This is a genomic window from Actinotignum timonense (assembly GCF_030216305.1).
In the GTDB taxonomy this organism is placed as follows: domain Bacteria; phylum Actinomycetota; class Actinomycetes; order Actinomycetales; family Actinomycetaceae; genus Actinotignum; species Actinotignum timonense_A.
Window position 1 is genome coordinate 47,333 of sequence record NZ_JASOKT010000004.1, and the last position, 13,092, is coordinate 60,424.

At 62.6% G+C, this 13,092-nt stretch carries 18 protein-coding genes; 1 reads left to right on the forward strand and 17 read right to left on the reverse strand.

Translation table 11 applies throughout. The features are described 5' to 3' along the window. Nucleotides 1-193 precede the first annotated feature (193 nt). Nucleotides 194-1,738 carry an LssY C-terminal domain-containing protein gene (locus tag QP305_RS03685; RefSeq protein WP_284904067.1) on the reverse strand — a complete coding sequence of 515 codons (1,545 nt, stop codon included), beginning with the start codon at nt 1,736-1,738 and terminating at the stop codon, nt 194-196. Between the two features lie 120 nt (nt 1,739-1,858). Then, the gene (gene truA, locus QP305_RS03690) at nt 1,859-2,734 is read right to left on the reverse strand and encodes a tRNA pseudouridine(38-40) synthase TruA (RefSeq protein WP_284904068.1); all 876 of its coding nucleotides are present in this window, start codon (nt 2,732-2,734) and stop codon (nt 1,859-1,861) included. 250 nt (nt 2,735-2,984) lie between these two features. Here truA and QP305_RS03695 point away from each other — a divergent pair, with 250 nt between their 5' ends. Continuing rightward, nucleotides 2,985-3,755 carry an ROK family protein gene (locus tag QP305_RS03695; protein ID WP_284904133.1) on the forward strand — a complete coding sequence of 257 codons (771 nt, stop codon included), beginning with the start codon at nt 2,985-2,987 and terminating at the stop codon, nt 3,753-3,755. 147 nt (nt 3,756-3,902) lie between these two features. Here QP305_RS03695 and rplQ read toward each other — a convergent pair whose 3' ends face one another. From rplQ to rpsH, 15 genes are all read right to left on the reverse strand, one after another. Further along, entirely contained in the window at nt 3,903-4,481 is a 579-nt protein-coding gene (gene rplQ, locus QP305_RS03700) for a 50S ribosomal protein L17 (RefSeq protein WP_284904069.1), read from the reverse strand. A gap of 29 nt (nt 4,482-4,510) precedes the next feature. Beyond that, complete coding sequence (locus QP305_RS03705; protein ID WP_026428269.1) at nt 4,511-5,512, reverse strand: DNA-directed RNA polymerase subunit alpha; 1,002 nt, start codon at nt 5,510-5,512, stop codon at nt 4,511-4,513. 188 nt (nt 5,513-5,700) lie between these two features. After that, on the reverse strand, nt 5,701-6,111 hold the full coding sequence (gene rpsK / locus QP305_RS03710) for a 30S ribosomal protein S11 (RefSeq protein ID WP_016443077.1): 411 nt from the start codon (nt 6,109-6,111) through the stop codon (nt 5,701-5,703). A gap of 29 nt (nt 6,112-6,140) precedes the next feature. Further along, complete coding sequence (gene rpsM, locus QP305_RS03715) at nt 6,141-6,515, reverse strand: 30S ribosomal protein S13 (protein WP_026428270.1); 375 nt, start codon at nt 6,513-6,515, stop codon at nt 6,141-6,143. Between the two features lie 126 nt (nt 6,516-6,641). Continuing rightward, nucleotides 6,642-6,758, reverse strand: a complete 117-nt coding sequence (gene rpmJ / locus QP305_RS03720; protein ID WP_016443079.1) for a 50S ribosomal protein L36 — start codon at nt 6,756-6,758, stop codon at nt 6,642-6,644. Between the two features lie 19 nt (nt 6,759-6,777). Then, on the reverse strand, nt 6,778-6,999 hold the full coding sequence (gene infA, locus QP305_RS03725; protein WP_016443080.1) for a translation initiation factor IF-1: 222 nt from the start codon (nt 6,997-6,999) through the stop codon (nt 6,778-6,780). A 267-nt stretch (nt 7,000-7,266) separates the two neighbouring features. Further along, nucleotides 7,267-8,091 carry a type I methionyl aminopeptidase gene (gene map, locus QP305_RS03730; protein ID WP_284904071.1) on the reverse strand — a complete coding sequence of 275 codons (825 nt, stop codon included), beginning with the start codon at nt 8,089-8,091 and terminating at the stop codon, nt 7,267-7,269. A gap of 8 nt (nt 8,092-8,099) precedes the next feature. Continuing rightward, complete coding sequence (locus tag QP305_RS03735; RefSeq protein WP_284904072.1) at nt 8,100-8,675, reverse strand: adenylate kinase; 576 nt, start codon at nt 8,673-8,675, stop codon at nt 8,100-8,102. Between the two features lie 71 nt (nt 8,676-8,746). Continuing rightward, complete coding sequence (secY, locus tag QP305_RS03740; RefSeq protein WP_016443083.1) at nt 8,747-10,042, reverse strand: preprotein translocase subunit SecY; 1,296 nt, start codon at nt 10,040-10,042, stop codon at nt 8,747-8,749. 300 nt (nt 10,043-10,342) lie between these two features. Next, nucleotides 10,343-10,819 (reverse strand): 50S ribosomal protein L15, encoded by a 477-nt coding sequence (gene rplO, locus QP305_RS03745; protein WP_087070541.1) that lies wholly within the window; start codon nt 10,817-10,819, stop codon nt 10,343-10,345. Next, nucleotides 10,819-11,001, reverse strand: coding sequence for a 50S ribosomal protein L30 (gene rpmD / locus QP305_RS03750; protein WP_026428275.1), 183 nt, complete (start codon nt 10,999-11,001; stop codon nt 10,819-10,821). Before rpmD ends, rplO begins: the two co-directional genes overlap by 1 nt. Beyond that, the gene (rpsE, locus tag QP305_RS03755) at nt 11,001-11,705 is read right to left on the reverse strand and encodes a 30S ribosomal protein S5 (RefSeq protein ID WP_026428276.1); all 705 of its coding nucleotides are present in this window, start codon (nt 11,703-11,705) and stop codon (nt 11,001-11,003) included. Before rpsE ends, rpmD begins: the two co-directional genes overlap by 1 nt. Before the next feature lie 23 nt (nt 11,706-11,728). Further along, a complete protein-coding gene (rplR, locus tag QP305_RS03760; protein ID WP_016443087.1) occupies nt 11,729-12,100 on the reverse strand; it encodes a 50S ribosomal protein L18 in 372 nt (123 codons plus the stop codon). Then, nucleotides 12,100-12,636, reverse strand: coding sequence for a 50S ribosomal protein L6 (rplF, locus tag QP305_RS03765; protein ID WP_284904074.1), 537 nt, complete (start codon nt 12,634-12,636; stop codon nt 12,100-12,102). The genes rplR and rplF overlap by 1 nt, the downstream gene beginning before the upstream one ends. Nucleotides 12,637-12,654: 18 nt before the next feature. Then, nucleotides 12,655-13,053, reverse strand: a complete 399-nt coding sequence (gene rpsH / locus QP305_RS03770; RefSeq protein ID WP_026428278.1) for a 30S ribosomal protein S8 — start codon at nt 13,051-13,053, stop codon at nt 12,655-12,657. Nucleotides 13,054-13,092 lie beyond the last annotated feature (39 nt).

Below are 13,092 nucleotides of genomic sequence, written 5' to 3' on the forward strand. Positions count from 1 at the left end.
TCATACCCGTAGCGCCTATGCCGGTCAAAGCTTTGCCGGCGCTGTGAGGTACTCCACCGGCGCTTCCGCGCGGGAAAGTACGACGACGCCGCACCGGCCCGCCGCCTCACTTTCCCGCGCGCCGCGGCAGTTCGGGTGGGAGCTAAAGAAGCGCGGGTGGGAGCTAAAGAAGCGGGCATGACAGGATCGGGTATTACAGGATTGGGGTGGGCAGATCCACCACGGGTTCGGCCCGGCCTTCTGTGACCCACAGGCGCACATGCGGTGCGGTGATTGCCAGCACCACCAGCACCGAGATCCCGGCCGGGTACATGGCCGCGGTTTCCCCCGTGGTTGCAAGCAATAGGTAGAGCAGCGCAATACCCGCTTCGCAGGCGAGGAAGAGCACCCAGGCCACCCGGGAATGGTTGGCCACCCCGAACAGGAGCAGCAGCATAACCAGGTAGAGCACCACATCTACCGCGGAAGCCGGGAGCATATCGGTGACCAGCGCGGCCCCCAGCAGCACCGTGATCGCCACGGCGGAAAAGAGCAGAGCCCCGGGCGGGACGCGGTGTTCGGCCGCGGTGCGCGCCAGCTCGGTGGCCTTTTCTGCCATAGCACTGGAATTGCGCCACCCCGGCTTGCCCGCCGGGCCAGCGTGCCGGCGCCGGCCCGGGTATCCCGAACCCCGCCGGCCCGCGCGCGGATGGCCAGAGCGCCCGCGGCCCGGCAGCGCCGTCGTACCATTACCGGAACCACGCTCACCACGCGTTCCCTCACCGTACGTTCCCTCCGCATCGGGGAAGCTCTCCTCTACGCCCTCTTCCAGACGCGCGGCCGCGCCGGTGACATCGAGGATGGGAAGATCGCCGTCGGTTTGAATCTCATCCCCGCCGCCGTTACGCGAGCTATAGGCGTTGAAATACTGCTCGATCACGCTCACGTGGCTATCGGGATCCGCGTAACGCACCGTATTGATAATGAAATCCCGCTCGGCATCAATATTCGGATCGATTTTGTGGGTGAATTGCCCGGTGAAAATGGATAGCCCCACGCTGCGATCAAAGGTTCCGGCCGCGAGCCAGGTGATGCGTTCCCCGCCCGGGAGCGTCCAATCCGGCGGGCAGCGCCAAAAGCGTACGTGGTGGCGCCGGGCCGCATTGCCATCCACTTCCTGCTGGTAGGCGAATTCCTGTTTTCGAGAAAACAAATACAGATCGGAGACCGGCGCCGAAGGATAGGAGCGGCGCAGCACCGCGGCCACGATAATGCGCCAAGAAGTGCGGAAAGTAACGGGTTCGGCTTCGATCCAGCCCGCGGCCCGCATGGCGGCGTGAATATCCGCTTCGCTGCCCTCCCAGCCGATATTGACCGGGTCCCCGAGGATGCCGTCCGCAGTTTTGGTGCGCCCGAAGAAATAATCCGGCACATACATCAGCGAAAACAGCTGGTGCAGGCGCGGGAAAGCGAAATACGCCGCGAGCGCCCAAAATACCAGCAGGTGGAGCCACCACAGCGGTTGCCCGGGAAGCCCGCGCAGCAAAAGCAGCACGGCCAGCCAGAAACTATAAATCAGGGCGACGACGACGAACAGGCCCGCCAATACCGCATACAAAGGGAAGCCGCGCCGCAGCCGCTGCCGGGGCAGGCGGGTATAGGCGGGCGGGCGCGCGGGGACTGGCCAGCGCTGATCAGCGCTGTGCCGCACCGAGAGCACCGGCGTTGTTTGCCCGACATCGCTTTGTTCCTGAGTCACGCCTCGATTTTACTCGGAGCCTACGACACATTAAATCGGCCTGAATTGACGATGCTCGTCACGCGGGGAGCAGCGGGGGTACGTTTCGCCGCGCCGAGCTTGCGCAATGGTAGCGCCCGGCTAATCCTCGAGCAGGGTGCGGATGGCCCGGGATGCCGCGGCGCGCGCGGCCCACTGGCTCGGTTCGGGATAATTCACTTTTTCCAGGGTGAGGGGATGGGGCGGGGCCACCACCACCTCGCCGTCGCGGCTCGCTTCGCGCAGGCGCCGGAGTGGCCAGGCGGCGTCGCGCTGCCCCTCGCCCACCCGGAGCAGCGAGCCGACCAGGGTCCGCACCATGGAATGGCAAAAAGCATCGGCCACCGCGTGGATGGTTACTAGCTCGCCTTCTTCAGCCACGTCCAGAGCCAGGAGCTCGCGGACCGTCGTCGCTCCCGGGCGCGGTTTGCAATAGGAGAGGAAATCGTGTTCGCCCAGGAGGGAGGCCGCGGCCTCCCTCATCGCGTTGAGGTCGAGCGGGCCGGCCAGCCAGAGGACGTCGCGTCGTCGTAAGGGATCAAAGTGACCCACCGCAATGCGGTACGTGTATTCGCGCGAAACCGCGGAAAAACGGGCGTCGAAATCGGGGGAAACTTCGCGGGCGCTGTGGAGCACAATATCGGCACTCCCTCGCGGTCCGCCCGCACCCCGCGCGAGCAGGCCCTGCACGCGCCGCACCAGCACCCGGGTGGGGTCATCTTGAGAGCGCCCCGCCACCGCAGCAAGAGCCGTGCGCGGCACATCCATATGAGCGACCTGCCCGCGGGCATGCACCCCGGCGTCGGTGCGCCCGGCAACGGTGAGGGCGACCGGCACGCGCAGCACCGTGGCGAGGGCTTCGGTGAGAGTGCCTTCCACGGTGCGCAGGCCGGGCTGCGCCGCCCAACCGTGAAATTCAGTACCGTCGTAGGAAAGATCAAGCCGAAGCCGAAGGTTTTGCGCTAGCGTGTCACTCATGGATCCAGTTTCCCACGCCGAGCCCTCCGCCCGCATACCCGCGAGCCGCGCGCCAGAAGGCCGCGGGCTCGAGGGGCACGTAGCCGAGGCCTGTGTAGCCGAGGCCTGTGTAGCCGAGGGCCGTGCACTCGAAAGCGAAGAGCCGGCCCTCCCACTCGGGACCGCGCCACTGTACGCGAGTGCACCCAGCCCGGAGGACGCCGCGAACGCCACCACCGCGGCCGCTGTTTCCGGGCCGCGCACTTTCGCGGTGGATTGCGGCGGGGGCGGTATCAAAACGGCGCTGCTGGACGCGGCCGGCACCCAGATCGGGCCGGCCCGGCGCACCCCGGTCCGCTACCCCTTCTCCCCCGCGGCCCTGGAAAATATCATTGCCGCGGATGCCGCCGCACTGCGCGCCGAGGGCTGCGATTTTGAGCGCCTCACGGTAGGAATGCCGGGGATGCTCCGCCACGGCGTGGTGGTTTATACCCCGCATTACATTCGCCGTGCCGGCCCGCACACCCGCCTCGACCCGGAGATGGAGGCCGCCTGGAACGGCCTGGATATTCGCGCCGCACTCACCACGCGTTTTTCCCGGTCCACCCTGGTGCTCAACGACGCTGAAGTAGCCGCCGCCGCAACCGTGACCGGCCAGGGCCTGGAAGTGGTGCTCACCTTCGGAACCGGGCTGGGCAATGCCATTGTTGATAACGGGGTTCTGGCTCCCCACCTGGAGTTTTCGCATGCCCCGCTGCGCTGGGGCCTCACCTATGATGATGTGATCGGCGAAATTGAGCGCATCCGCCTGGGCGATGCCGCGTGGAGCCGCCAGGTGGCCCGCGCTATTGAGTCCCTCTACCCGGTGATCCGCTGGGACACCCTCTACCTCGGGGGCGGCAACGCGGCGCGCATCACCGAGAGCGTGCGCGAACGCTTGAGCGGTTCGGTGGTCTTTATTCCGAATGCCGCCGGGATGAGTGGCGGGGTGCGCGCTTGGGATCTGGTGGCCGCTTCCGAGCGGGCTCGTGCGGAACAGTAGCCCCGCTCCCCGCAGGCAACAGTAGCCCTGCGTCCTGCGGGCAGCGAAAAGGGCTCCGGAAACTCACGTTTCCGAAGCCCTTCTCTCAAGCTTCCCGGCGGTTCGGTTTACTCACGTGACCGAACCAACCGCAGGCGCTTCTCTGGCTTACTTAGCTTCTTCGGCCTTCTCGGCCTCCGCAGCTTCGTCCGCGCTGGGAGCCGATTCCGCAGATTCGGCGCTTTCCGCAGATTCAGCAGATTCCGCAGACTCCGCGCTTTCGGCCGACTCAGCGGATTCCGCGGATTCAGCCGACTCGGCTTCTTCCGCGGCAGCGGCGCGCTCGGCGGCCTTTTCCGCTTCCTTGACAACGGCCTGCTTCGGGGAAACCTTCTCGGTCACCAGCGAAATAACGGCCATCGGGGTGTTATCACCGCGGCGGTTGCCCACCTTGGTGATGCGGGTGTAGCCACCCTCGCGTTCCGCGAAGAGCGGGGCGAGTTCCTCGAAGAGGATGTAGGCGGTTTCACGATCGCCCAGCACCTTGAGGGCCAGGCGGCGATTGTGGGTATCACCCTTCTTCGCCTTCGTGATGAGCTTTTCGATATGGGGACGCACCGCGCGAGCCTTCGCTTCGGTGGTCTTAATCGACGTGTGATGAATAAGTTCCTTGCACAGGTTGGCAAGAATCTTGCGCTGGTGGGCGGGGCTACCGCCGAGGCGCGGACCCTTGGTGGGCTTAGGCATTGTCTACTCCTAGTAAATTATGTGGCTGCTCAGGCCTGAGAATCGTCGCTGAACTGCATCCCGAAATCATCGAATCCGCCACCGAGGAAGCTCGATCCGGAATCCTTGAGGCTCAGGTCCATCTTCGCCAGTTCATCCTTGACATCATCGATGGACTTCGCCCCGAAGTTGCGAATATCGAGCAGGTCGGCTTCCGAGCGCTGCACCAGTTCCCCAATGGTGTGGATACCTTCGCGCTGCAGGCAGTTCTGGGAACGTGCGGGCAGGTTGAGGATGGTGATCGGGCGCTGCAGATCCGAGGAGCGCTGCTCGGTGACCGGTGCCGGACCAATTTCGATGCCTTCGGCTTCGTCATTGAGATCCACGGCCAGGCCGAAGAGCTCCACGAGGGTCTTGCCGGCAGAGGCGAGGGCGTCCCGCGGGGTCGTCGATTCCTTGGTTTCCACATCCACCACGAGGCGATCAAAGTCGGTGCGCTGTTCCACACGGGTGGCTTCCACCTTGTAGGAAACCTTGAGCACCGGCGAGTAGATCGAGTCAATCGGAATGCGGCCGATCTCATCGTTATCGCCCTTGTTGAGAGCCGCGGAAACGTAGCCGCGCCCGCGTTCAACCGTGAGGTCGATTTCGAGCTTGCCCTTGTCATTGAGGGTGGCGATATGCAGATCCTGGTTGAGGATCTCCACGCCCGCCGGCGGGGTGATATCCGCGGCGGTCACTTCGCCCGGGCCCGTCTTCCGCAGGTACATGAGGACCGGTTCGTCGTTATCCGAGGAGACAACAAGTTCCTTGAGGTTGAGGATGATTTCCGCAACATCTTCCTTCACACCGGGAATGGTGGAGAACTCATGGAGCACCCCATCGATGCGGATCGAGGTGACCGCAGCACCGGGAATGGAGGACAGCAGGGTACGGCGCAGGGAATTACCCAGCGTGTACCCGAATCCGGGTTCGAGCGGTTCGAGGACGAACCGGGACCGGAATTCGGAGATCTTCTCTTCACTCAGAACGGGACGTTGTGCAATAAGCACGATTCTTTCCTTTCCGCAAACAACCGCTATATGAGGTTTGCGTAGCCTCGCGAAACTCCGTCTGTCCGCGAGGTTCGGGCGCGGCTTTTCCTGTCAAAGCCCGCGCCCTGGGAGGGGTGCCGCAGCGGCCGGTGCCGCTGCGGGCGGCGTCGTACCTACAAAGGCGACGCCGCTGCACCGCGCCGCTACTAGACGCGACGGCGCTTGGGCGGGCGGCACCCGTTGAAGGCCTGCGGAGTCACATCGGAAATGGAGGTGACTTCCAGCCCGGAGGCGGTCAGGGAACGGATCGCGGTTTCGCGCCCGGAACCCGGACCCTTGACGAACACATCAACCTTCTTCATGCCCTGTTCCATGGCCTGACGCGCGGCGTTTTCCGCGGCGAGCTGCGCGGCGTAGGGAGTCGACTTACGCGAGCCCTTGAAGCCAACCATCCCGGAGGACGCGGAAGCGATCACCGCACCGGTGGGATCGGTGATGGACACGATGGTGTTATTGAAGGTGGACTTAATGTGGGCCTGACCCACGGTGACATTACGACGCTGATTGCGACGCGGACGGCGCGCACCGGCGTTAGCAGAACGAGTCTGACGAGCCATAATCTATTTCTCCTGAACTACGACGAAGCCTACTTGGCCTTCTTCTTACCGGCCACGGTGCGCTTGGGGCCCTTGCGGGTGCGCGCGTTGGTCTTGGTGCGCTGCCCGTGCACGGGCAAGCCGCGACGGTGACGCAGGCCCTGGTACGAACCGATTTCGATCTTGCGGCGAATATCGGCCTGGACTTCGCGGCGCAGGTCGCCTTCAACCTTGTAGTTCTCGTCGATATGGTTCTTGAGTTTCACCAGATCGTCTTCAGTGAGATCACGCACGCGGGTATCCGGGTTCACCCCGGTAGCGGCGAGGGTCTCGTGGGCGCGGGTGCGTCCAATGCCAAAAATGTAAGTGAGCGCGATCTCAATCCGCTTTTCGCGGGGGAGATCAACGCCGGAGAGACGTGCCAATTTCTTAGCTCCCTTAGTTATGCCGGAGGTGTCGGGCACTGCTGTTCCCACGGGTCTCTAATCCGTGAGCCCCGGCCTCCGGACCGGGGGTTGCCTTGCGGCTAACAGTGCTGGTGCAACGGGGCTTTAGCCCTGACGCTGCTTATGGCGCGGATTCGAGCTGCAGATCACCATGACGCGACCGTGGCGCCGAATGACCTTGCAGTTATCGCAAATGCGCTTAACGCTCGGCTTGACCTTCATGAATAACTTTCCTTGTTGATCACTTGTAGCGGTAGACAATCCGCCCGCGGTTCAGGTCATAGGGCGTGAGCTCTACAACCACCCGATCCTCGGGCAGGATACGAATGTAGTGCTGACGCATTTTGCCGGAAATATGGGCCAGAACTTCGTGCCCGTTTTCCAGCTCGACCTTGAACATCGCGTTGGGCAGCGCTTCGATCACGCTACCTTCAACTTCGATGACGCCGTCTTTCTTCGCCATGTTCCTCGCTAACAGTGTTGCCCGCACCGGATTGTGCGGGACATCAAAATCGGTGCGCAAGCGTGCGCCATATGGGCACACGGCACCGACGTTCAATACTACTGCACGAAGCCGCCCCTACGTAAGGGGCGGCAGCGATGTTATGGGTCACGTGTAGCGCGGGAATTGCGCCGGGAACGGTTGTGCGCGGCGCGCTTTTAGTACGACGGCGCAGCTGCGGCGCGTGGGTTCGTAGCCCTGCACCGCGCTATTAGTACGACGACGCAGCTAGTCCCCGAGGGGAACCGGCACCACACCGTACTTCGCAAGGCGGGCCGCTCCCCCATCGGGCTCATTGAGCACCCAAATACCGCCGGCGTGCTTCGCGATTTGGCTTTCCCAATGGCAGGCATCCTGGCCATCCGCAGTTTTGACCGTCCAGCCATCGGCCAGGGTGATGTTCTCCTGGGAGCCGGCGGTAAGAATCGGTTCGATGCACAGCACCATGCCGGCCTTGAGCCGGGGCCCGCGCCCGCGGGTGCGGTAATTGAAGACCGTGGGGTCTTCGTGCATGGCCCGCCCAATGCCGTGCCCGGTGAATTCTTCCACGATGCCCGGTTCGGGATCTTGGGATACCACGAAATCGTCAATGGCTGCCCCGATATCGGAGACGAATTTGCCGGTGGCCATCGCGGCGATACCCACCCACATGGATTCTTCCGTAATATCGGAGAGCCGCTGGCGGGCGGCCATCTGCTCCTCATCCCCACCCGGAAGAACAATGGAGAAACAGGAATCCCCATTCCAGCCGTTGAGGAGTGCCCCGCAGTCAAAGGAAACCAGGTCCCCCGGCTTGAGGATTTCCTCTTCGCTGGGGATACCGTGCACCACGGTGTTATTCACCGAGATGCAGGTCTGGGCCGGGTAATCGTAATACCCGTAAAAATTCGAGACGGCCCCGTGTGCCTCCAAGACGGCCTTGGCGCGCTGGTCGAGCTGCGCCGTCGACATTCCGGCTTTCACGTGGGCGCGCAAGTCATCGTGAATCGCGCGCACCACGAGCGCGGCCTGGCGCATGCCCAGGATATCCGCCTCGCTGCGAAGATTAATCATCGGTACGCCTACCGGCCCAGGAAATCGCGCAGCGCGGTATCAATCGCGGCGGCGACTTCCTCCACGGTGCCCAGGCCATTGACGGAGACCACGAGGCCGCGGCTGGCGTAAGCGTCGATAATCGGCTTGGTGGTGGCGTGGTAAACCTCGATGCGGTGGCGGATAACATCCTCGGTATCGTCGGCGCGGCCCTGCTCAAGAGCGCGCCCGAGGAGGCGCTGGACCACCACGTCGTCGTCGGCCTGCAGTTCCACCACGGCGTCCACGTTCTTCTCACCGAGCATGGTATCCAGAGCGCTTACCTGATCAAGATTGCGCGGGTAACCATCGAGGAGGAAACCGGCGGCCGCATCGGCTTCGCCCAGGCGCTCCTCCACCATCTGGTTCGTCACGGAATCGGGAACCAGCTCGCCCTTTTCCGAATAGGAGGCCGCCAGGCGCCCGAGTTCATCCTGAGCCTTGGCGTGCGCGCGGAACAGGTCACCGGTGGAAATCGCCGGGATACCGTAGCGCTGCGCAATACCGGCCGCCTGGGTGCCTTTGCCCGCGCCCGGGGGGCCAACCAAAATCAAACGTACTGACATGAGTGGCACCTTTCTGTGTTATCGATGCGGAGCGCCCGCGCGCCCCGCCGGAAAGAAGGGGCGAGGCCGCGCTAGCGGATACCGCCGAGGAAGCCTTCGTAGTGGCGCTGCTGGAGCTGTGCGTTGATGTCCTTGACGGTCTGGAGGCCCACACCCACCAGAATCATGATGGAGGTACCGCCGAAGCCGGACTGTACGATGCCGAGCGCGCTGAAGAGCAGCAGCGGGATGAGGGCCACGATGGTGAGGTAGGTGGCACCCACCCAGGTGAGGCGATTCGACACAAAGTGGAGGTAATCCGCGGTGGGTTTGCCGGCGCGCACATTCGGAATGAAGCCGCCGTACTTCTTCATATTGTCCGCCACTTCGTCCGTATCGAAAGCGATGGAGGTGTAGAAGAAGGTGAAAGCGAAGGTGAGAAGCGCGTAGGTGAGGATATAGGCCCAGCCATTGTGCTGGAAGTTGCGCTGGATCCAGACCACCCACGAAGAGTTCTGATTCCCGAAGGTGGAAATCATGGTGGGGAGCATGAGGATCGAGGAGGCGAAGATCACCGGGATAACGTTCGCCATATTGATCTTGATGGGCAGGTAGGTGGTGGACCCGCCGTAGGTGCGCCGGCCGATCACGCGCTTGGCGTACTGAACCGGAATGCGGCGCTGGGATTGCTCCACGAAAGTAACAACCAGGGTGATGAGCGCGAAGACCACGATCACGATGAGAAGGGTGCCGATGCCGTGCCCGGCGTAGATCTGGCCCATCATCGAGGGGAAGCCGGCGCAGATACCGGTGAAGATAAGGATGGACATACCGTTGCCCACCCCGCGTTCGGTGATGAGTTCGGCCATCCACATGATGAGGCCGGTGCCGGCCGTCATGGCGAGGATGGTCATGGTGTAGGTCCACCAGGTGGCATTCGGGATCACCGGTTCTTTACACCCGGCGAAAAGCGTGAAGTTCGCGGTGGCCACCACCACCGAGGACTGGAGCAGGCCCAGGCCGATGGTGAGGTAGCGGGTGTATTCCGTCAGCTTCGCGGTACCCGACTGGCCCTGCTTATGCAGTTCCTGGAAACGCGGGATGACCACGCGCAGCAGCTGCACAATAATCGAGGCCGTAATATAGGGCATAATTCCGAGGGCGAAAACGGAGAGCTGCATCATCGCACCACCTGAGAACAGGTTGAGCATATCGATGAGATCCTGCGCGCCCGACTGCTGCGTGGTGCACTCCCGAATATTACTCAGGCTCACGAACGGAGCCGGGATGAAGCTGCCCAAGCGGTAAATCACCATAATCATCATGGTGAAAAGCAACTTGCGGCGCAGATCCGGGGTGCGGAAAGCAGCTGCGAAAGCCTTAATCAAGATTCCTCCTGATGGTGACGGATCGCGCGGGGCAGTCCGTTATCGTCGAGAACCGTCGGGTGACGGAAATGGGGACAAGCGTATTTTCTGGGAAAGTACGTACGACGGCGCACCGGCAGCTCTGCTTATTCGCCACTGAAAGCAATCTTTCCGCAGCAAAGCAATGCTTGAGCGGCGCTGCCTGCGCCCAGAAAAAAGCTCGCCCCCGCCATAATAGCGGGGACGAGCAAATTTCGCACTGTTCATCCACAGAGTGTGGGTGAGTGCTCAGTCAAACGGTGGCCCGCAGGCCAACGCGTATTACTTGGATTCGACCTGCGGCGCGGAGATGGAACCCCCGGCAGCTTCGATCTTTTCCTTAGCCGAATTCGACCACGCTTCCACTTCGACGTCGAGCTTGACGGAAATCTCACCGGTTCCGAGAACCTTGACCGGGGAGTTCTTGCGAACCGCGCCCTTGGCCACGAGATCCGCCGAGGTCACCTTCCCACCTTCGGGGAAGAGCTCGCCGAGCGCCGAAACGTTAATGACCTGGTATTCGACCCGGAACGGGTTCTTGAAACCGCGCAGCTTCGGAAGGCGCATATGCAGCGGCATCTGGCCACCTTCGAAACCGGGACGCACGGTATTACGTGCCCGGGTACCCTTGGTACCGCGACCGGACGTCTTACCCTTGGATCCTTCACCGCGACCAACGCGAATCTTCGCCTTGTTCGAACCCGGAGCCGGACGCAGGTCGTGCAGCTTAATGATGGAATCCTTTTCTGCTTCCGCCATTAGTCAACCTCCTCCACGGTAACGAGGTGAGCCACGGCGCGAACCATGCCCTTCACCTCGGGGGTATCCTCGCGCACAACGGACTGACCGATCTTGCGCAGACCGAGCGTGCGCAGGGTGTCCTTCTGGCGCTGGATCGCACCAACAACACCCTTCACCTGGGTGATCTTAAGATTTGCCATTACGCACCAACTCCCGCGGCCGCGGCCTCATTTTCCGCCTTAGCGGCTTCAGCCTCTTCGATCTCGCGTTCCTTGGCTTCCGCTTCGGCGCGGGCCCGCAGCATAGCTTCGGGAACAACGCGCTCGATGGGGAGCCCACGCCGGGCGGCAACCGCTTCGGGCTGCTCAAGCTGCTTGAGGGCAGCCACGGTGGCGTGCACGATATTGATCGCGTTCGAGGAACCGAGCGACTTGGAGAGCACATCGTGAATACCCGCGCACTCCATAATGGCGCGCACCGGACCGCCGGCGATCACGCCGGTACCGGGAGCGGCCGGGCGCAGCAGCACAACGCCGGCGGCGTCTTCGCCCTGCACCACGTGCGGGATGGTCCGCGCGATACGCGGGATGCGGAAGAAGTTCTTCTTCGCTTCCTCGGTACCCTTGGCGATAGCGGCGGGAACTTCGCGGGCCTTGCCGTAGCCGACACCCACGAGGCCGTTACCGTCACCCACCACCACGAGGGCGGTGAAGGACATCCGGCGGCCACCCTTGACCGTCTTCGCGACGCGGTTAATGGTCACCACGCGCTCGATATAAGCGTTCTTTTCTTCACCGCGACGGTTGTCACGGCGGTTCTCACGACGGTTATCGCGGCGGCCGCGACGACCTTCGTTGCGATTTTCCCGGCCGTTCTGGGCCGGATCCTGCTGCTCTGCAGCCATTTTCCTCTGCCTTTCCTCAGCCGTTAGAAATCGAGTCCTGCTTCGCGCGCACCTTCGGCGACAGCTGCAACGCGACCGTGGTACTGGTTGCCACCGCGGTCGAAGACCACGGCGCTGATACCAGCATCCTTGGCGCGCTGACCGACGCGTTCGCCGACCTTCCGCGCGATTTCTGTCTTGGTACCCTCCGCTTCGCGCAGGTCAGCCTCGTAGGACGAGGCAGCCGCGAGAGTGCGGCCCACGACGTCGTCGATAACCTGGGCGTAAATATGGCGGTTGGAACGCGAGACCACGAGACGCGGCCGCGCGGCGGTACCGGAAATACGCTTGCGCAACCGGAAGTGGCGGCGCGCACGAGCGATGTACTTGCCCTTGCCCTTGATGGTAACAGCCATCACTTACCAGCCTTTCCAGCCTTGCGACGAATAACTTCGTCCGCGTACTTGACACCCTTGCCCTTGTAGGGTTCGGGCTTACGAAGCTTGCGAATCTTCGCTGCGGTTTCACCCACGAGCTGCTTATCGATACCCGAGACTGTGAACTTGGTCGGGGTCGTCACCGTGAAAGTGATGCCTTCGGGAGCTTCGAAAAGAATCGTGTGGGAGTAGCCCAGCGAGAATTCCAGATCAGAACCCTTAGCGACGACGCGGTAACCGGTTCCGACGATTTCCATCGCCTTGGCGTACCCGTTGGTGACGCCCTCGATCATATTCGCGACGAGGGTGCGGGTCAGGCCGTGCAGCGAACGCGATTCGCGCTCGTCATTGGGCCGGGTCACCAGAACCGTATTGTCATCAACATTCACCGCGATCGGCTCGGCCACGGAGAGCGCGAGCTGACCCTTGGGGCCCTTGACGGTGACGTCCTGGCCGGAAACCGACACTTCAACGCCGCCGGGGATAGCGATGGGAAGCCTACCAATTCGAGACATTATTGCACCTACTTCCCATTACCAGACGTAAGCGAGGACTTCCCCGCCAACGCCCTTATCCTTGGCCTCGCGGTCCGTCATGAGGCCGGAGGAGGTGGACAAAATAGCCACACCCAGGCCGTCAAGAACGCGCGGCAGGTTCGTGGACTTCGCGTAAACGCGCAGGCCCGGCTTGGAAATACGCCGGACGCCAGCGAGGGCGCGCTCACGGTTCGATCCGTACTTCAACGTGAGGGTGAGAGTCTTGCCCACCTGGGCGCTCTCCACCTCGTAGGAGTCGATGTAGCCTTCGCGCTTCAAGATGTCCGCGATATGGGACTTAATCTTGGAGTACGGCATAGACACCGACTCATGGAACGCCGAATTGGCGTTACGCAGACGCGTCAGCATGTCTGCGATTGGGTCAGTCATTGTCATTTTGGGCTGTGGCCCTTCCTCGTCGCGGTTTCCGATGGA